Source organism: Flagellimonas aurea, assembly GCF_017313785.1.
Taxonomy (GTDB): domain Bacteria; phylum Bacteroidota; class Bacteroidia; order Flavobacteriales; family Flavobacteriaceae; genus Flagellimonas; species Flagellimonas aurea.
This window is the reverse complement of the sequence record NZ_JAFLNL010000014.1, coordinates 1-19,330: the sequence shown is the minus strand read 5'-3', so window position 1 is coordinate 19,330 and position 19,330 is coordinate 1. Positions and strand designations below refer to the sequence as shown.

The window sequence follows — 19,330 nt, the reverse complement described above, 5'->3', positions numbered from 1 at the left end:
CCTTATAGGTGGATTACTTCATCATACGCATCGGCAACGGCTTCCATAACCGCTTCGCTCATCGTTGGGTGAGGATGCACAGCTTTTAGCACTTCGTGACCTGTGGTCTCCAATTTTCTGGCAACTACGGCCTCCGCGATCATATCGGTAACACCGACACCGATCATATGGCAACCTAGCCACTCACCATATTTGGCATCAAAAATTACTTTTACAAAACCATCTGGCGTTCCTGCGGCCTTGGCCTTACCACTGGCAGAGAATGGGAATTTACCTATTTTAAGGTCATACCCTTTTTCTTTGGCTGCCTTTTCGGTCAATCCAATAGAAGCTACCTCCGGGATACAGTAAGTACATCCTGGGATGTTGCCATAATCCAAGGGTTCCACGTGCATGCCGGCCAATTTCTCCACACAAAGAATTCCTTCCGCAGAAGCTACGTGGGCCAATGCTTGTCCAGGGGTAATATCCCCAATGGCAAAGTAGCCAGGAATATTGGTCTGATAGTAATCGTTCACCAATACTTTATCTCTGTCCGTGGCGATTCCAACATCTTCCAATCCGATGTTTTCGATGTTTGTTTTGATTCCCACAGCGGATAGTACGATATCGGCTTCCAAAACCTCTTCGCCTTTTTGTGTTTTTACGGTGGCTTTTACACCATCACCAGAGGTGTCAACTTTAGTGACCTCGGCAGAAGTCTTGATTTTTACTCCAGCTTTTTTGAAGCTGCGCTCCAACTGCTTGGAGATATCTTCATCTTCAACCGGAACAATGTTTGGCATGTATTCCACTACGGTCACTTCGGTTCCCATGGAGTGGTAGAAATAGGCGAACTCCATTCCAATGGCGCCACTACCTACCACGATCATTTTCTTGGGTTGTTTTTCCAAGGACATGGCCTCACGATAACCGATCACCTTTTTTCCATCTTGCGGAAGGCTTGGCAACTCACGGCTACGTGCTCCTGTTGCAATAATGATATTGTCTGCGGAATACTCGGTAGTTTCACCGTTTTCCGCTTTTACTTCAACTTTTTTGCCCGGTTTTACCTTTCCAAATCCATTGATGACCTCGATTTTGTTCTTTTTCATCAAGAATTGGACACCTTTGCTCATTCCCTCGGCAACACCACGGCTTCTTTTAACAACGGCACCAAAATCATGATCTACATCCTTGGCGCTCAAACCGTAATCTTCGGCATGCTTTAAATATTCAAAAACCTGAGCAGATTTAAGAAGGGCCTTGGTAGGGATACAACCCCAGTTAAGACATACACCTCCCAAACTTTCTTTTTCTATAATGGCTGTCTTGAAACCTAATTGTGATGCCCTTATGGCGGTAACATATCCACCTGGACCACTTCCCAAAACAATTATATCGAACTTGCTCATTAGATTTTGATTTTTGTTGTTAGATTGAAAAATATGCCAGCATTCGGCAGGTGCAAAAGTACGGAAATCCATCTCCATTTCCCAAGACGAAAAAACTCAAATATGGGTTTGTTTGTGAAATCAGGCTTTGCCCGTGTCGAACATCTTTTTGTTGAAGGCTTTGGACTCGCCTTTTGGTATGGATAGTGAGTCCCAGTCCGACCCTTTGATCATTCTTCCGATAAAGACAATCTGTCCTACGTGGCTGGCGTAGTGTGCCAGTTGACGGTTGATGGCCTCAACAATGCTATGCTCCTGGTTTCGAATCTTGATCTTATTTTCAAAATTGGTGCTGTTGATACTGTCCAGAGCACCAAATAGGCATTGCCATCCTTTTTCCCATGCAGCGATCATTTCCGCTTTTTCGGAATAGGGATTTTCGAACTCCAAGTCCCGTTCCCGCCATGGTTTTTCTCCATCTTCCGTTAAAAAATTGGTCCAACGGCTCAGCATGTTCCCTACCATATGCTTTACAATGATGGCAATGGAATTATCGGAATCCGAGTATTTCCAATGAATGTCGGCATCAAGAATTTGAGCAAAGGTCTTATCTCCCATGGTTTTGTAGCGTTGGAACTCGAATTGAACATTGCTCAAATAATCTTCTTGGAAGTCCATTTATTCTTCAGGATCAAAATCAATGCTCACCGAATTGATGCAATAGCGTTGCCCCGTAGTTTCTTTTGGGCCATCATTGAACACGTGCCCAAGGTGACTACCACAATTGGCACAAACGGTTTCTGTGCGAATCATGCCGTGACTGGAGTCGCGAATATATTCAATGGCACCTTCAACGGCCTGATCGAACGATGGCCACCCGCAACCACTTTCAAATTTATGTTCACTTTCGAACAACTTGGCGTTGCAGGCCTTGCAATTATAATCACCATTTTCAAAATGAAGGTCGAACTTTCCGGTGTAGGGTCGTTCGGTCCCCTTTTGGCGCAATACATAGTATTCCTCGGCGGAAAGTTCTTGTTTCCACTCTTCCTCGGATTTGTTCACACTGTATTTTTTGTCCATAAACTTTAGTGTCGATTTATTTATTATCGGGAATAAAATCAAGGGCCACACCATTGATGCAGTGTCTTTTTCCTGTTGTGTTACGGGGCCCGTCGTTAAAAACATGACCTAAATGTCCGCCGCAAACTGCACAATGCTCTTCGGTACGGGCCACACCGATTTTATAATCCGTATCAAAAGCGACGTTTCCTTCGATTTCTCGATCAAAACTGGGCCATCCGGTTCCCGAATCAAATTTGTGTTCACTTTTAAATACTGGGGTGCCGCAGCCGGCACAAACGTAGGTGCCCTTTTCCTTGATGTCCAGTAAATCACTTGAAAAGGCATTTTCTGTGGCCTCTTTTCGCAATACGTAATATTCCATCTCGGTAAGTTCCGCACGCCATTCGGCATCGGTTTTGTTTACTTTAAAAGTAGTTTCCGTAGCATCTTCTTTTTTTTCTTCCTGTGATGTTCCCTTGCATCCGGCAAAGACGACAAGAACAATCAATAGCAATCTTTTTCCCATGAATCGTTTTTTAGGTATTTGGACGTAATTTGATTCCGTTCCTTTCAAAATAAATCAAAAAAAAAGTCCCATTGGCAGCCAATGGGACTTAATATACTGTTTTTTGTTGGAACTAGTTGATGTCCAATTTCATGACTTCCCCTTCATCGATTTGGAGTTTGGACATTACACTATTTATGTTGGCGGCATCAAAATCCGGAGATTCTGCAAACTCGCTGGGCACAAAAACTATTCGGAACAATTGATCGTCCGTGAATTCGGTGCTAATAGTGGATAGGTCAAAATTTCCATCGATAAAGAGTTCAACGTCCACAAATGTGTGCGCGAAAACGTATTGCATGGTACCTTCCGGCAAGAAATAATTTTGAGGCAGTTGTGTCCAGGCATCGGCGGTGGACCCATCGCTAAGGTCTATAACACCATCATGTCTGTATACCAAAACGGCGTCAGATTCAAAAACTTCAAAGTTGGTCACATCCGAAAAAGTAATCAAGGCGGAAAAAAGATTGTCTTCGGCAAAATAATCGAAGTTTACGCCCTCGACCTCTACCACCTGCCCTTGAATGCCTGGTGCTCCTTGAGGTCCTTGCGCCCCATCAAGTCCATCGAAACCCGGGGGGCCTTGTGGTCCTTCGCAAGCTGCGAAGACAAAAACGATTACTGCGCCTAAAATTGTACTAAATTTATTCATGATTTTGGATTTTGAATTTGTGTTCATTTAACTCTTGTTGCAAGGAAATCAAAAAGCGTTCCATTTTTAAAAAAATGTTGTTTCTAATATCAAACCTGTTGTCATAATCGTATTCTTACTTAAAGATGCTTATTATTGTATAGTACTAAACCCGCAAATATGTCCAAGGTAGTTCCACACAGTTTTTTTACAGAGTTTGACATCAATCTTTTTAAGGGCGGCAAACATTTTCGGCTCTACAACAAGTTAGGTTCTCACTTAACAGAGGTCGATGGTGTCAAAGGTACGTACTTTGCCGTATGGGCGCCTTCGGCAAAATCGGTCAGTGTGGTCGGCGATTTTAATTATTGGAATGCAAACGAACATCAATTAAATGTGCGTTGGGACAGCAGCGGTATCTGGGAAGGATTTATTCCCGGAGTGGACAAGGGAACCAAATATAAGTACAAAATACACTCCAACAATAATGATATTTGGACGGAGAAAGCGGACCCGTTTGCCCGCTTTTGCGAACAACCCCCAAACACTGCTTCCGTGGTATGGGAGGATAACCACAAATGGAAGGATAATGATTGGATGGAGACCCGAGAGGAAAAAAATGCATTGGACAAACCTTATTCCGTTTATGAGGTGCATTTGGGGTCTTGGAAGAAGAAAAATGGTTGGGAATCGCTTAGCTATCTGGAGATGGCGCAGCAGTTGGCGGATTATGTGGAGGAAATGGGTTTTACCCATGTGGAGTTTATGCCCGTAATGGAATATCCGTACGATCCTTCTTGGGGATATCAAATCACAGGATATTTTGCCCCGACCTCGAGGTTCGGGAAGCCTTCGGACTTTAAAGTTTTAGTTGATGCCCTCCACCAAAGGGGCATAGGTGTGATCTTGGATTGGGTGCCTTCCCATTTTCCGGAAGATGCGCATGGACTTGGATTTTTTGATGGTTCGCATCTCTATGAGCATCCGGATAGGAGGAGAGGGTACCATCCCGATTGGAAGAGCCTTATTTTTAACTACGGAAGAAACGAGGTCCGTGCGTTTTTGATCAGTAATGCCGTTTTTTGGCTGGACCAATACCATGTGGATGGATTAAGGGTCGATGCCGTGGCATCCATGCTTTATCTCGATTATTCACGAGAAGATGGTGAGTGGGAACCCAATATGTATGGAAACAACGAGAACCTTGAGGCAATGTCCTTTTTAAGGGAAATGAACCAAGAGGTCTACGCTAGCTTCAAGGGTATCCAAACAATTGCCGAAGAGTCCACGGCCTTTACCGGTGTCACAAAACCGGTGCATTATGGTGGCCTCGGCTTTGGAATGAAATGGATGATGGGCTGGATGCACGATACATTGGAGTTCTTTAAAAGGGACCCGATACACCGTTCTTATGATTTGAACATGGTCAGTTTTGGTTTGACTTATGCCTTTACTGAGAACTTTATGCTGCCATTTTCGCATGATGAGGTAGTGTACGGAAAGCAGTCCCTACTATATAGAATGCCAGGTGATGAATGGCAGCGCTTTGCGAACTTAAGGCTGCTCTTTGGTTATATGTTCACGCATCCGGGAGGCAACCTATTGTTTATGGGGGGCGAGTTTGGACAATCATCCGAGTGGAACTTTCAGGAAAGCTTGGAGTGGCATCTGACCCAGTATGATTTTCATTCGGGCATACAAGAAGCTATTAAGGACCTGAACAAGATGTACAAGTCAAACCCAGCATTGTATCAAAAACAATTCAAACCCGATGGTTTTCAATGGATAGAGTACAATGATCAAGAGAACACAGTGATATCGTTCATCAGAAAGGGCAACGACCCCAAGGACGATTTGATCGTTGTTTGCAACTTTACCCCTATGCCACGTGAGAATTACAGATTGGGAGTACCAAAAAATTCAACATTGAAACTGCTATTTAACAGTGATGATAAAAAATACTCGGGCAGTGGTGTTGGCAAAAAAACAGTGAAGCCCTCTAAAACATCATGGAATGGGCACGAGCAGTCCGTTTTATTGAACCTACCTCCCTTAGGAGTGGTAGTTTATAAGTGAACAGGCAACTAAAACGTTATAGTTAATTGCTTTTCAAAACATATTTTTAATTATTCAGGCTTTTGTATTTCTTTTGTGAGCCTCAACTGATTACAGATGATAACCAATACGGAAATTGCAACTAGAGGGAATCAGTCCCCCAACCATATCGTAGACTTTAAGCAAGAAAACGATAAAATATATTTTACCACCCAAAACGGTGTTATCCTTCAAGTTACTATTTTAAGGGATAGTGTGGTCCGTTTTAGGTACGCCACCGAGTATGTATTTGAGCCTGATTTTTCCTATGCCATTAGTGAAGATGTCAACCTTGGGTACAATGAGTTGACCATAGAGGACGAGATACCGGAATATGTGATCACCACTTCCAAGATCAAGATTTATATCAACAAGGCAAACCTGAAGGTACAGATTGCCGATTTGGATAATGTTATCCTCGTTGAAGATGAACTTGGGTTCCATTGGGAAGAGAACTTCGACTATGGAGGGAATGTGGTGAAAATGAGCAAGGTTTGCCATTCCGGTGAGAGCTATTATGGCATGGGCGACAAAGCATCGCATACCAACCTCAAAGGAAAACGTATCAACAATTGGGTCACGGATTCCTATGCTTACGGAAAGGACCAAGAGCCATTGTACAAGTCCATACCTTTTTACATAGGACTTAAGGAAAGCAAGGCCTACGGTATTTTTTTCGATAATTCCTTTAGCACTTATTTTGATTTTGCCGCAGAAAAACGGAACGTAACCAGTTTTTGGGCAGATGGGGGAGAAATGAACTATTATTTTTTCTACGGTCCAGAAATGAAAGAGGTAGTGGAGTCCTACACCGACCTAACCGGTGTTCCCGAACTTCCACCACTTTGGGCGTTGGGATTCCATCAATCCAAATGGAGTTATTTCCCGGAACAAAAGGTGAGGGATATTGCCTCAAAGTTCAGGGAATTGAACATACCCTGTGATGCCATTTATCTGGATATAGATTATATGGAGGGGTTCCGTTGTTTTACTTGGAACAACCAATATTTCCCCAATCCCAAGAAGATGATCGAGGAAATGGAGGATGAGGGATTCAAGGTAATTACCATGATTGATCCCGGAATTAAAATCGACCGTGATTATTGGGTATATCAACAGGCCATGGACAATGGTTTTTTCTGCCGTAGGGCCGATGGACCACATTTTAAGGGAAAAGTATGGCCGGGAGAATGTAAGTTTCCAGACTTTACCAACCCCGAAGTACGGGAATGGTGGGCTGGACTGTACAAAGAAATGATAGCCGATATGGGCGTTAGCGGTGTTTGGAACGATATGAACGAACCCGCCGTGATGGAAGTGCCTACCAAAACCGCAAATCTTGATGTGCGGCACGATTATGACGGTCATCCCTGCAGTCACAGAAAGGCACACAATGTTTACGGTATGCAAATGGTAAGGGCGACCTATGAGGGAGTCAAAAAATTCATGTTTCCGCGCAGGCCATTTGTACTCACGAGGGCGGCATATTCCGGTACGCAGCGTTATTGTGCTACTTGGACCGGCGACAATGTCGCTACTTGGGAACATTTATGGATTGCCAATGTACAGATGCAACGTATGTGCATGAGCGGATATTCCTTTGTAGGTTCCGATATCGGTGGATTTGCCGAACAACCCAACGGCGAACTCTTTGCCCGTTGGATGCAGTTGGCCGTTTTTCATCCGTTCTGTAGGGTACACTCCAGTGGAGATCACGGGGACCAAGAACCTTGGTCGTTCGGGGAGGAAATTACCGACATAGTGAGGGAGTTCATCAATTTAAGGTATCAATTGCTACCTTACTTGTATACCATGTTCTATAATTACATCAAAGAAGGGTTCCCGATGCTTCAATCCTTGGTGTTCTATGACCAAGAGGACCATCAAACGCATTTCCGTACGGACGAGTTCATCTTTGGTAAGCAAATGTTGGTATGTCCCGTACAGGAGCCAAACTCCCAGGGAAGAAGAATGTATTTTCCAAAAGGAAACTGGTACAATTACTGGACGGACGAATTGACCGAAGGAGGTGTCGAAAGATGGGTTTCAGCAGAGATTCACCGAATTCCCCTCTTTGTCAAGGAAGGAGCCATGATTCCAAAGTATCCTGTTCAACAATATGTAGGGGAGAAGGAAATCGAAAAATTGAACATTGACGTCTACTACAAGGCAGGGACCGAGAACTCACAGGTATACGAGGACCAGCAAGAAGGATATGATTATAAAAAGGGTAGGTATAGTCTTAGACGTTTCAAATTGACAGGAAAAGAGAACGAATTGATTATCCAACAGTTCAAGGATGGCAATTTTATAACCCCGTACGATAATTTTAAAATGTCGTTCCACGGATTGCCCTTTACCATCGATACTGTTGAGGTAGATAATGAGGAAGTCGATTTGAAGGACATCAAACTAAACGGCAATAATTCGATTGAGGTGGGTAAGGATTTCACGGAACTCCATATTTTTGGAAAATAAAATTTCGTAAATTCCATTACACAAAACACGATTTACCATATGAAAAAGATAATTTTAACTGGATTGGTTTTTTTGGCGGTTGCCGCGTGCAAAACCAATCCCTTTACAGGAAAAAGCACACTGAATTTTTATCCCAACAGTCAGGTATTCCCTACCGCATTTGCGCAGTACGACCAGTTTTTGGAGTCCAACAAAGTGGTCACGGGCACATCCGATGCGCAGATGATTACCAAAGTAGGGCAGCGTATAGCCTCTGCCGCGGAGCGTTGGCTAAGTGCCAATGGCTATCCAGGTTATCTGAAAGATTACAAATGGGAGTATAACCTAGTACAAGATGAAACAGTTAACGCTTGGTGTATGCCAGGTGGGAAAATTGTTTTTTATACCGGGATTTTACCAATTACCCAGAACGAAACAGGAGTTGCCGTGGTTATGGGGCACGAGGTGGCCCACGCCTTGGCCGATCATGGAGCACAGCGTATGAGCGCGGGTACGTTACAACAACTCGGAGCCGTTGCGGGAAATGTGGCCATACAGGACGAAAAAACTCTTGGGTTGTTCAATCAAGCCTATGGAATTGGTTCGCAAATTGGAGTGATGCTCCCTTTTAGCCGAAGCCACGAGACCGAAGCGGACAGAATAGGTCTTCAAATTATGGCCATTGCAGGTTATGACCCCAGTGAGGCCGCAGAACTTTGGAAGCGTATGAAGGCCCAATCCGGAGGACAGGCACCACCGGAGTTTTTGAGCACGCACCCATCCAACGATACAAGGATAAGTAATCTGACCGCTTGGGCACCTGCGGCCAAACAAGAAGCTCGTAAGTTTGGGGTAACGTCCTTCAAATAGATTTATAAAGAACGAACTGTAAATGTCACTTCGAAACAGGCGAAAAATCCAACTGACACCAAAAAGGGTTTTTCACAAAGGTTCGAAGTGACATTTTTTTGTAATAAAAGTTATGGTACAGACATTGGCATTAAAGGGAAGTAAAAAACTGTTGAATGCTTGGGCCTTTTATGATTGGGCCAATTCGGTTTATAGTTTGGTAATATCCTCCGCCATTTTCCCTCTTTTTTATGGACTGCTGTTCAGAACCGCGGGCATTGAGCAGGTCACGATTTTTGGCGGTGAGATAGCAAGGGCCCCCTTGATCAGTTATGTGACCTCATTGGCCTTTGTGTTTATTGCCATAGTAACGCCATTGGTATCTGGAGTGGCAGATTATTTAGGGAACAAAAAAGTGTTCCTCAAATTCTTTTGCTATCTGGGGGCGGCATCGTGCATAGGCCTGTACTGGTTCTCTTTGGAACATATTTATTTTGGACTGGCCTGTTACTTCTTTGGTCTAGTTGGTTTTTGGGTCAGTTTTGCCATCAACAATTCCTATTTGCCCGACATCGCTTTTCCGGAACAACAGGATAGCATAAGTGCCAAAGGTTTTTCATTGGGTTATATTGGTAGTGTGATTTTATTGGTTTTCAATCTGTTTATGGTGATGGAGCCCGATTTCTTTGGTATTACGGACAGTGGCGGAGAAGTTGCAGAGATAAAGGCTATGAAGTATTCCTTCATCTCAGTTGGAATTTGGTGGATACTTTTTAGCCAGTATACCTTTGCCCATCTGCCCAAGGGATACAAAAGGGAAGGAGAGCGGAAGCATATCATTTTAAATGGGTTTAAGGAGTTGAGGTTGGTATGGCACCAACTTGGCGAGAATAGAAAGCTGAAGCGATACCTAGGAGCGTTCTTCACGTATAGTATGGCGGTACAGACCATTATGTTGATCGCGACTTATTTCGGGGAGGAAGAGATCATTTGGGGTTCGGACGATGAGCGTACCATGGGACTGATTGTAAGTATTCTGTTGATACAGCTCGTTGCCATTTTAGGGGCTACTGTTACAGCTCGTGCCTCTAAAGCCTATGGAAATATAAAGACACTTATCGTTATCAATGTAATTTGGGGACTGCTATGTGTTTATGCCTATTTTTTACAGACCCCAATGGATTTTTACATTGCAGCAGGTTTGGTCGGTATTGTAATGGGAGGCATTCAGGCACTGTCCCGTTCTACCTATTCCAAATTTTTGCCCGAGACCACCGATACCACTTCGTTTTTCAGTTTTTATGATGTCGCCGAAAAAATAGGTATCATCATAGGTACCCTGATGTATGGCATTGTGGCCCAACTTACCGGTAGTATGCGAAACAGCACTATATTTTTGGGACTCTTCTTCTTGATAGGAATTTTTCTGCTCCTTCGGGTAAACAAGGTCAAAACACCCAATTAAAAGCATAAAAAAGCCCTGAGAATTTCAGGGCTTTTTCAGTCTTTGATTGATGATAAACTCGAATTTATACCTTGGTAATATCCCCAGAACCTGAAGATTTGGAATTTACCTTTTTAGGATTTCCCTTGTATTGAATGTCCCCGGAACCAGAAACCCTGGCCTCAAGGGATTGATTGGCGGTGACCTTGATGTCCGCAGACCCAGATACCGTAGCTGTTACAAAATCAGCCTCCAAATCAAAAGCCTTGATGTCGCCGGAACCTGAAACTGAAACCGTGAAATCCGTTGCCCTTCCAGATAGATTGATGTCACCGGAACCTGAAAGAGAGGCTTCAATCTCTTCCGCTTCCACAGTAAGGGTAACATCACCAGAACCGGACATTGCGGTGCTGAACTGTCTTGCCCTAATGGTAGTTTTGCCAACCAAATCTCCTGAACCCGATAGGCTCACGGCATCAATGGACTCTATGGGCACGGTAACATAAATCCCACTTTTCCAGTTGGAAGGTCTAAGGTTAAGCCCCTTTTCTACCTTAATGGTCAGTTTGCCATTCTTTACCTCGGTAACAATATGTTCCAATAAATTGGATTCTCCCTTTAGGGTCAATTCGCCCTCGCTACCGGATACCAGTTCTACATCGAACCAACCGGCCATGGCCACTTCGTCATAATCCCCTACAGAGCGTTCAATGGTAACAACATCGCCATTTCCCTGTATTTTTCTGCCCCATTGGGCATTGGTTACCGCTACCATTCCCAATGCCAGCGTAAGTGTGATAAATTTTTTCATGATCTTGTGTTTAGTTTAAAGTTTTTGAATTGATGTTAATTTCTATAAAATGATATTCCTCCGTAGTCACTGGTAATGCTCACCTTATTTCCAGAGTTTGGACTTCCGTAGTAACCACTATAATATTTTTCGGTGGATTTCTCTTTACTGATATTGATTTCGAAGTCATCTTTTCCACTTACCCCAGCGTATTCGGTAGAAATTTCGAAATCGAAATTATAGCCTGAATCGTAACCTATTTTAATGCCTGTGTAATCTGTTCGGATTTGAACATTACCGGCGTCAGGGGCCAACCTATCTATTTTGATGGAGCCGTAATCGCTGGTGATGGACACATTGCCGTGTACGTTCCCCAGTTTAACTCCGATATAATCTCCATTGCCATCTACATTCTTCACGTTTCTTACATCAATAGAGCCATAGTCACTGGAGTATTGCAGGTTGTCCATTTCTTCCACTACGCCGTTGGTATAATCGGCCTTAATGGTAAGGTTTCCGGCCTTGTCGATAGTAAATCCCGAGTAGTCCGCAATGATTTCCGCACTGTTGATATATCCAAAGGTAGAACGTGAGGTATAATCGAACCGTAGCTCATTATTGCGGCCGTGTAGCTCACCAATGTCCATTTTACCATAGTCACAACTGATCTTGGCATGACCATCAATCCTGTCCAACATAATATTGCCATAGTCGTTGCTAAGGTTCACGCTGTTTTTTACCGGAAGTTTTATGGTGTAGTTGACTTGTACGCTCACACTTTTTCTTTTGCCCCAGCCCCAATTCCAACCACTGTTCCTGTTGCCAAAATCCGTAATAGCGGATACCATGCTGGCACTGTTGTCAAAATCTACATTGATTTCTTCCAAACGTTCCCGTACACGGTCCTCATCATTTCCATTGGTTTTAATGTGTACCTCGATCATCACTTTGTTTTGGTTCCAAGAGGTGATGTTCAGGTTTCCATAACTGTTGCTTACCTTCAAAAGGGCGTCCGAATTAACGTTAAACTCCTTCTTAATAGTTTTTTCCTTGGTGTACTTTCCGTTCAATTTGTCATTGTCCATATTGGCGCTGACCACCAGGGGAATAAAAGCCAAGGCGAAAAAGATGTGTTTAAATTGTAAAGCTCTCATCATTTTGTGTTTTTAAATTCTTAATATTTTCTATTTGGCTCAAAACTTCTTTTAAAAGGTCGATACGCGTTTGGAAATTGGTGATCATCGCGCTCAATATGATTTTGCTATCACCTCCATCGACCAAATCTTGCTCTAGGGTTTGGTAGTCTTTGTCCAACTTGGCCAATTGTGCCAAGGTGTCATCCACCAATTGAGCTGTTTCCGGTGTTTTCTCCTCCTTCATTTCCTCTACCTGTTCCTCTATCAAATTCGCAAAGTAAAACTCTGTCTGGGAAACCTCCGGAGCAATTTTTGTTACCTGTTGCTTTATGCTTGGCTGAGGTCCAAAGGCTTGGTACCCTAAAAGCGCTACCAAGGCAATGGATGCTGCGATGGACAATGGTTTCCACCAGGATGCTTTCTTCTTGTGTAGGGCAATTGTACCGTTGCCCCGGTTCAATTTTTCCAAAAACCGCTCCTGGTGCCCACCTTGGGGTTCCTCTACATCAAACTCGCCGTGGAGTCTCTCGAACAGGTTATCTAAATTATCCTTCTTCATAACTAAACATTTACGGTCAATTTTTTTCTAAGGCTCTCTTTGGCCCTCGAGATCATGGTTCTACAATTAGCATAGCTAATGTTCATTATTTCACTTATTTCTTCGTAATCGTACCCTTCAATTAAATGTAAGGTCAAAGAAACTCTGTAATTGTCTTTCAAACTTTTCATGGTTTCCATCACTTTTTGAGCCTTCAGTTCTGTGTAACCATTTTGATCTGAAGCAACTCCTTCGTTATCTTCGACCTTGTACATGACATCATCCAAATCATCAGCACGTTTTTTCTGCTGCTTTTTGTAATGATAGATACTGTTATTGATCACGATCCGCTTTAACCAAGCTCCAAAGGCGACGTCTCCTTTAAAGGTGTGCAGTTTGGTGAATGCGCTCAGGAACGATTCCTGCATTACATCCTCGGCCTCCGCAGTATGCTTTACAATCCTAAAAGCAGTGTTGTACATCGCCTTGTAGTACCGATTGTAAATTTCTAGCTGCGCGCTTTGTTTGCCCTGCATGCACAACTGGAGCAGTGTGTCAATATGTTCATTTTGTTGGCTCAAAAAATGATTGGTTTGTCTTATAGATGAACCAATTTACCATTTGTTACACTTTTTTCTTAAAATTTGATTTTTAATGGCACAGGAATTGCCAATTAATGGGTGATAAGAAGCTCAAGACTCGCTATGAACATTGATTTTTAGGGGTTTGACGAAGCTTTAACGTAGAATAAAAATGTGGGTCGATTGTTTTTTATGACAAAATGACCGAAAAGTTGATATGGGAGAGATGAAAATAACCAAATTTGACAATATAGATCTGCAAGGGCTGGATGAAGATGCAGAATTGATACCGTTGTTGACCCCGGAAGATGAAGAGCAGATGAGCAGAGAGCGCTTGCCGGAAACCTTGCCGGTATTGCCCCTTAGGAATACAGTGTTATTTCCGGGCGTAGTGATTCCGATTACGGCCGGCAGGGATAAGTCCATCAATTTGATCAGGGATGCCAACAATGGGTCCAAAACCATTGGGGTAGTGTCCCAAAAGGATGAATCCGTAGAGAACCCAGGTCCAGAGGACATCAATACCGTTGGGACGGTAGCACGTATCTTACGGGTGCTTCAAATGCCGGATGGCAATACCACAGTGATCATTCAAGGTAAAAAAAGGTTCAAAATCGATGCGGTGCTTACCGAAAAGCCGTATTTAACGGCCAAGGTGAGCGAAGCAGCAGAGGAGCGTCCCGATGAAAAAGGAAGTGAGTTTGAGGCTATCATCGATTCAATAAAGGAATTGGCGTTCAAAATTATCAAGGATAACCCAAACATTCCAAGTGAGGCAACTTTCGCCATCAAGAATATTCAGAGCAATTCGTTCTTGATCAATTTTGTGTCCTCCAACCTTAATCTGGATGTAAAGGATAAGCAACAGCTTTTGGAAATTGCCAATCTTCAGGAAAGAGCATTGGCCACTTTGAAGTATATGAACATGGAGCTTCAAAAACTGGAGCTTCGTAACGATATCCAAAGCAAGGTCCGTAGCGATATGGACCAACAACAGCGCGAATATTTTCTTCATCAGCAAATGAAGACCATCCAAGAGGAACTTGGCGGGCTGTCCTATGAAGAAGAGGTGGACGAGATGGCGGAAAAGGCCAAGAAGAAAAAATGGAGCAAAAAAGTGCAAGAACATTTTGAGAAAGAACTCTCCAAAATGCAACGCATGAACCCACAGGTGGCCGAGTATTCCATTCAACGGAACTATTTGGACCTGTTGTTGGATTTGCCATGGAACGAATTTTCCAAGGACAAGTTCGACCTGAAAAGGGCCCAAAAGATTTTGGACAGAGACCATTACGGACTGGAGGATGTAAAGCGTCGGATCATCGAGTATTTGGCCGTTTTGAAGCTGCGAAACGATATGAAGTCACCTATACTTTGCTTGTACGGACCTCCCGGAGTGGGTAAAACCTCTTTGGGGAAATCCGTAGCTGAAGCATTGGGCCGAGAATATGTTCGGATGTCATTGGGTGGGCTTCGGGATGAGGCAGAAATCCGTGGGCACCGAAAAACCTACATCGGCGCCATGCCCGGCAGGATCATTCAGAGCCTGAAGAAAGCGGGAACCTCCAATCCGGTATTTATTCTGGACGAAATCGATAAATTATCGAACAGTCATCAAGGAGACCCATCTTCGGCCATGTTGGAGGTGCTGGACCCTGAACAGAACAGTGAGTTCCATGACAACTTCTTGGAAATGGGCTATGATCTGTCCAAAGTGATGTTTATTGCCACGGCAAACAATCTATCAACTATTCAGCCTGCTTTGCGGGATCGTATGGAAATCATCAACGTGACGGGTTATACCATTGAAGAGAAGGTAGAGATAGCCAAGCGTCACTTATTGCCCAAGCAGCTGGAGGAACACGGACTGTCCAAAAAAGATCTGAAAATCGGCAAACGCCAATTGGAAAAAATTGTTGAGGGCTATACCCGTGAATCCGGAGTACGAAGCTTGGAAAAACAGATAGCCAAGGTGGTTCGCTACGCGGCAAAATCCATTGCTATGGAAGAGGATTACAACGTTACGGTGAACAATGCCGTGGTGGAAAAAATTCTGGGTCCCGCCCGTTTGGAGCGCGACAAGTACGAAAACAACGATGTCGCCGGGGTGGTCACAGGATTGGCATGGACCAGTGTAGGGGGAGATATTCTTTTTATCGAGTCCATACTTTCCAAAGGAAAAGGTACATTGAACGTTACGGGCAACTTGGGTAAAGTGATGAAAGAATCCGCTACCATCGCCATGGAATATATCAAGTCCAATGCGGATGAATATGGCATCGATTCCAGTGTGTTCGATAAGTACAATGTTCATATTCACGTTCCCGAAGGTGCCACGCCAAAAGATGGCCCAAGTGCAGGTATTACCATGTTGACTTCTTTAATTTCCCTGTTTACCCAGCGTAAGGTGAAGAAAAGTTTGGCCATGACCGGCGAAATCACCCTTCGCGGCAAGGTGTTGCCAGTAGGCGGAATCAAGGAAAAGATCTTGGCAGCGAAAAGGGCAAGAATCAAAGAAATTATTTTGTGTGCCGATAATAAAAAGGATATCGAGGAAATCAAGGAGGATTATCTAAAAGGCTTGACGTTCCATTACGTAACCGATATGAGCGAAGTGATAGATTTGGCCATTACCAAACAAAAAGTGAAGAATGCCAAGGACCTTTAGATGATACTTGTCATGTAATCATCATGATATTTCTGCCTATTTTTGGCGTATGGGAAAAATTACGATAGCTATTGATGGGTATTCCTCCACTGGAAAAAGTACCATCGCCAAACGATTGGCCGCTGCCTTGAATTATATTTATGTGGATACAGGTGCCATGTACCGTGCAGTGACTCTTTTTGCATTGAATAGCGGACTTGTATCTGACAAAGGTGATGTGGATGTCGAGGCATTGATCGATAAACTTTCCGGAATACATCTAAAGTTTGTGCCGAACAAGAAAACCGGTCGTTCCGATATGTTTTTGAACGATGAAAATGTGGAGCAGGAAATCCGTTCCATGCGGGTGTCCGCTTTTGTGAGTCCAGTGGCTGCCATTAAGGAAGTCCGGGAAAAGTTGGTTAAGATTCAACAGGAGATGGGCAAGGACAAAGGTATTGTAATGGACGGCCGTGATATTGGCACCGTAGTCTTCCCCGATGCCGAATTAAAATTGTTTATGACGGCTTCTCCGGAGACCCGTGCCGCCCGACGCTATAAAGAACTGTTGGAAAAAGGGGAGGAGGTTACCTATGCCGAAGTATTGAAAAATGTTGAGGAACGCGACCGTATCGACTCTACCCGGACGATTTCCCCACTCACCAAGGCAAAGGATGCCATTGAGTTTGATAACAGCGATATGGGACTGGAAGAACAGTTTGAGCGTATTTATGACTTTTCGCAGCGGGTGATTGCGAAGTATGTTTGAGAAGTAAAGGAATTTTGAGTTGCACTTATCGGTCTCGTATATGAGCCGTAGCGGATTTCATGCACTTAACTTTCGGTTTAATACAGACCTTAAATATACAAGCCATAGACAAAGTATAACTTTGCTATGGCTTTTCATAGGATACATTGTTGTGCGTTCGTACTTTTATTCAGCGTGATATAGTTTATAAAACATTTCTGCTAACTTTTTCGGGTCTTCTTTCCAAGCATTAAACATTCCAAGCCCAATATCCTCTGGGATTATATCCAATTCTCCATTTTCTACTTTGTCTAGAATTACTTTGGCTACACTATCAGGTGATGGCATATCCCAATCGCTTCCTTTGTTCATATCTGTATCTATTGCACCTGGATTTACCGCGTGAACCGTAACACCTTTTTTAGCCAGTTCAATTCGTACAGAATAGGTAGCGGAAAGAAGTGCGGCTTTTGAAGCAGAATAACCTGCTATTGAGGGTAAAGGGGAATATGCCACAATTGATGTGATATTGACTATTCTTGAAGGTGAATTACTTTCTAAAACTGATGCAAAAGATCTCATAATTTTTAAAGTTCCATAATAGTTCACATTCATGTCTTTTTCTATATCCGCAATTTTCCCATTTAGAATAGAACCAGCACTTAATACACCTGCATTGTTTATTAAAACCTCTGTGTCCAATGCTTGTTTTACTACCTGTTCTATTTCGTGGTTATTGGTTATATCAAGTTCGAGAATAACTACCCTATTATCTTCAAACTCTGGCATTTTGCTTAAATCTCGACAAGTAGCGTAAACTTTTTTAGCTCCTTTATTCAATGATTCTTTGACTAGTGATTTCCCTATTCCTCTGTTAGCACCTGTAACAAGGATAACTTTGTCTTTTAATGTTTGCATAGTTTCGTTTAAATTTATTGATGCAAAATTAAATTGAAGATAGGCTAGTTAAAACCCGTTTCTTGCTCTCTTACTATCTACCACACATTATTTTGAGATACTTCCCAACCTATAATTGCAGTTTTTCGAGTTGTTCCCCACTTATAACCTCCAAACACTCCTGTTGATTGAATTACTCTATGGCAAGGAATTAAAAAAGCGATAGGATTATTTCCAATTGCAGTGCCAACTGCTCTTGAAGCATTTGGTTTTTTGATAGATTTAGCAATATTACCGTAAGTGGCTAAATTTCCTGTTGGAATTTTCAAAAGGGCTTCCCAAACTTTTAGTTGAAAATCCGTTCCTTTTAGGTGTAGTTTTATTTCGTTGATTTTGCTCCAGTCTTGTGCATAGATTTGCAGAGCATTTTGTTGAATTTCATCCGTTTGCTGGATAAAGCTGGCTTTTGAAAAACGTTTTTGCAATGCTGAAAATGCAATTTCTTTATTGTCCGAAAAGCCCATATAACAAATACCTTTGTGAGTTGAAGCGACTAAAACTTCACCAAACTTACTTTCTGCGAAGCTATAATTTATAGTTAAGTTTCCCCCTTTATTTTTGTATTCTCCGGGCGTCATTCCTTCAATTTTCACGAATAAATCGTGTAATCTACCTGTCCCCGAGAGTCCTGTTTTGTGTGCTGTTTCAAATAAAGTGGTTTGTGAATTTTTTAGAATTTGTTTTGCGTGTTGAATACTTATGAATTGTAAGAATTTTTTAGGGCTAACGCCTGCCCATTCAGTAAACATTTTTTGAAAATGAAAAGGACTTAAATGTACTTTTTTAGCAATTTCCTCAAGAGTTGGTTGTTCTGCGTAGTTCTGATTGATGTATTCAATAGCTTCGGCTATTCGTATATAATTTATGTACTCTTGTTCGTTCATTAAATTCAGGTTTTATAACAGCAAAACTAGAATTGACTTCACTCCTGTAAAACCCGAAACTTGCTGAATTGCACGGACGTTTTTTCGTATGACGCACAACCGTTAGCTAAATATCGTTTCAATGATTTTTAGCGTACGATATGTGAAGTTAATTATTTTCTGGTTAAAGTTCCAATAGGAATTTACGAACAAACCTTCTGGGTGTATGGATGCCAGTTTTAAATTGATATGGAAACCCCTTCAAACAAAAAAAACGCCCAAGGGCGTTCTTTAATGTCAAGAGAAATAAAAATAGGATTGACCCATTCGGTCGGGAAAGTGGTCGATGGCACTTCCAAAGGAATATGGGTTGTGTTAGAGGACGGCTTCCAATTGCTGTAGCGCAGCGGTAAAACCTTCTTTGAACCCCATTTCAATCATTTGTTCCAAACGTTCCAATGAATCGTTAACTATGTAGATACCCCAAAAATTAGGGCAGTAAGTTTAATCATTAAATTTACTGAATATGACACGAAGAAAGTTTACCCCGAAGTTCAAGACCAAAGTGGTATTGGAAGCCTTGAAAGAGCGG

General features: G+C 42.7%; 18 protein-coding genes. 7 read left to right on the top strand and 11 right to left on the bottom strand.

What is annotated here, in order from left to right:
* Positions 1–2 precede the first annotated feature (2 nt).
* The 5 genes from lpdA to J0656_RS18110 form a co-directional block, all read right to left on the bottom strand.
* Positions 3–1,394, bottom strand: coding sequence for a dihydrolipoyl dehydrogenase (gene lpdA / locus J0656_RS18130; RefSeq protein WP_207036430.1), 1,392 nt, complete (start codon positions 1,392–1,394; stop codon positions 3–5).
* Between the two features lie 120 nt (positions 1,395–1,514).
* Positions 1,515–2,051, bottom strand: a complete 537-nt coding sequence (locus J0656_RS18125; protein ID WP_207036428.1) for a DUF1572 family protein — start codon at positions 2,049–2,051, stop codon at positions 1,515–1,517.
* Positions 2,052–2,456: a peptide-methionine (R)-S-oxide reductase MsrB gene (gene msrB, locus J0656_RS18120; protein WP_207036426.1), complete on the bottom strand. Its 405-nt coding sequence runs from the start codon at positions 2,454–2,456 to the stop codon at positions 2,052–2,054. It abuts the gene before it with no gap.
* Positions 2,457–2,472: 16 nt separating this feature from the next.
* Positions 2,473–2,964, bottom strand: coding sequence for a peptide-methionine (R)-S-oxide reductase MsrB (msrB, locus tag J0656_RS18115; protein WP_207036424.1), 492 nt, complete (start codon positions 2,962–2,964; stop codon positions 2,473–2,475).
* A 112-nt stretch (positions 2,965–3,076) separates the two neighbouring features.
* Positions 3,077–3,655 (bottom strand): collagen-like triple helix repeat-containing protein, encoded by a 579-nt coding sequence (locus J0656_RS18110; protein WP_207036422.1) that lies wholly within the window; start codon positions 3,653–3,655, stop codon positions 3,077–3,079.
* A gap of 159 nt (positions 3,656–3,814) precedes the next feature.
* Here J0656_RS18110 and glgB point away from each other — a divergent pair, with 159 nt between their 5' ends.
* The 4 genes from glgB to J0656_RS18090 all read left to right on the top strand — a co-directional run bounded on the left by glgB (position 3,815) and on the right by J0656_RS18090 (position 10,499).
* Positions 3,815–5,710 (top strand): 1,4-alpha-glucan branching protein GlgB, encoded by a 1,896-nt coding sequence (glgB, locus tag J0656_RS18105; RefSeq protein ID WP_207036420.1) that lies wholly within the window; start codon positions 3,815–3,817, stop codon positions 5,708–5,710.
* A 96-nt stretch (positions 5,711–5,806) separates the two neighbouring features.
* Positions 5,807–8,206: a glycoside hydrolase family 31 protein gene (locus tag J0656_RS18100; protein ID WP_207036417.1), complete on the top strand. Its 2,400-nt coding sequence runs from the start codon at positions 5,807–5,809 to the stop codon at positions 8,204–8,206.
* Positions 8,207–8,245: 39 nt separating this feature from the next.
* Positions 8,246–9,055, top strand: coding sequence for a M48 family metallopeptidase (locus tag J0656_RS18095; protein ID WP_207036416.1), 810 nt, complete (start codon positions 8,246–8,248; stop codon positions 9,053–9,055).
* 112 nt (positions 9,056–9,167) lie between these two features.
* Complete coding sequence (locus J0656_RS18090) at positions 9,168–10,499, top strand: MFS transporter (protein WP_207036413.1); 1,332 nt, start codon at positions 9,168–9,170, stop codon at positions 10,497–10,499.
* Between the two features lie 64 nt (positions 10,500–10,563).
* Here J0656_RS18090 and J0656_RS18085 read toward each other — a convergent pair whose 3' ends face one another.
* Genes J0656_RS18085 through J0656_RS18070 form a run of 4 tightly spaced genes read right to left on the bottom strand, consistent with a single transcriptional unit; the run spans position 10,564 to position 13,523 of the window.
* Positions 10,564–11,289 carry a head GIN domain-containing protein gene (locus tag J0656_RS18085; protein ID WP_207036412.1) on the bottom strand — a complete coding sequence of 242 codons (726 nt, stop codon included), beginning with the start codon at positions 11,287–11,289 and terminating at the stop codon, positions 10,564–10,566.
* Positions 11,290–11,324: 35 nt separating this feature from the next.
* Complete coding sequence (locus tag J0656_RS18080) at positions 11,325–12,422, bottom strand: DUF4097 family beta strand repeat-containing protein (protein WP_207036410.1); 1,098 nt, start codon at positions 12,420–12,422, stop codon at positions 11,325–11,327.
* Positions 12,403–12,963, bottom strand: a complete 561-nt coding sequence (locus J0656_RS18075) for a hypothetical protein (protein WP_207036408.1) — start codon at positions 12,961–12,963, stop codon at positions 12,403–12,405. Before J0656_RS18075 ends, J0656_RS18080 begins: the two co-directional genes overlap by 20 nt.
* 2 nt (positions 12,964–12,965) lie before the next feature.
* Positions 12,966–13,523: an RNA polymerase sigma factor gene (locus tag J0656_RS18070; RefSeq protein WP_207036406.1), complete on the bottom strand. Its 558-nt coding sequence runs from the start codon at positions 13,521–13,523 to the stop codon at positions 12,966–12,968.
* A 217-nt stretch (positions 13,524–13,740) separates the two neighbouring features.
* On the opposite strand from J0656_RS18070, the gene lon reads away from it, so the two are divergent.
* A complete protein-coding gene (gene lon, locus J0656_RS18065) occupies positions 13,741–16,191 on the top strand; it encodes an endopeptidase La (protein WP_207036404.1) in 2,451 nt (816 codons plus the stop codon).
* A 49-nt stretch (positions 16,192–16,240) separates the two neighbouring features.
* A complete protein-coding gene (gene cmk / locus J0656_RS18060) occupies positions 16,241–16,939 on the top strand; it encodes a (d)CMP kinase (protein ID WP_207036402.1) in 699 nt (232 codons plus the stop codon).
* 165 nt (positions 16,940–17,104) lie between these two features.
* On the opposite strand, the gene J0656_RS18055 is transcribed toward cmk, so the two are convergent.
* Positions 17,105–17,836, bottom strand: a complete 732-nt coding sequence (locus tag J0656_RS18055) for an SDR family NAD(P)-dependent oxidoreductase (protein WP_207036400.1) — start codon at positions 17,834–17,836, stop codon at positions 17,105–17,107.
* Positions 17,837–17,913: 77 nt separating this feature from the next.
* Positions 17,914–18,759 (bottom strand): bifunctional helix-turn-helix domain-containing protein/methylated-DNA--[protein]-cysteine S-methyltransferase, encoded by an 846-nt coding sequence (locus J0656_RS18050; RefSeq protein WP_207036398.1) that lies wholly within the window; start codon positions 18,757–18,759, stop codon positions 17,914–17,916.
* A gap of 228 nt (positions 18,760–18,987) precedes the next feature.
* On the opposite strand from J0656_RS18050, the gene J0656_RS18045 reads away from it, so the two are divergent.
* Positions 18,988–19,140 (top strand): hypothetical protein, encoded by a 153-nt coding sequence (locus J0656_RS18045; protein ID WP_207036396.1) that lies wholly within the window; start codon positions 18,988–18,990, stop codon positions 19,138–19,140.
* Positions 19,141–19,330: the final 190 nt, after the last annotated feature.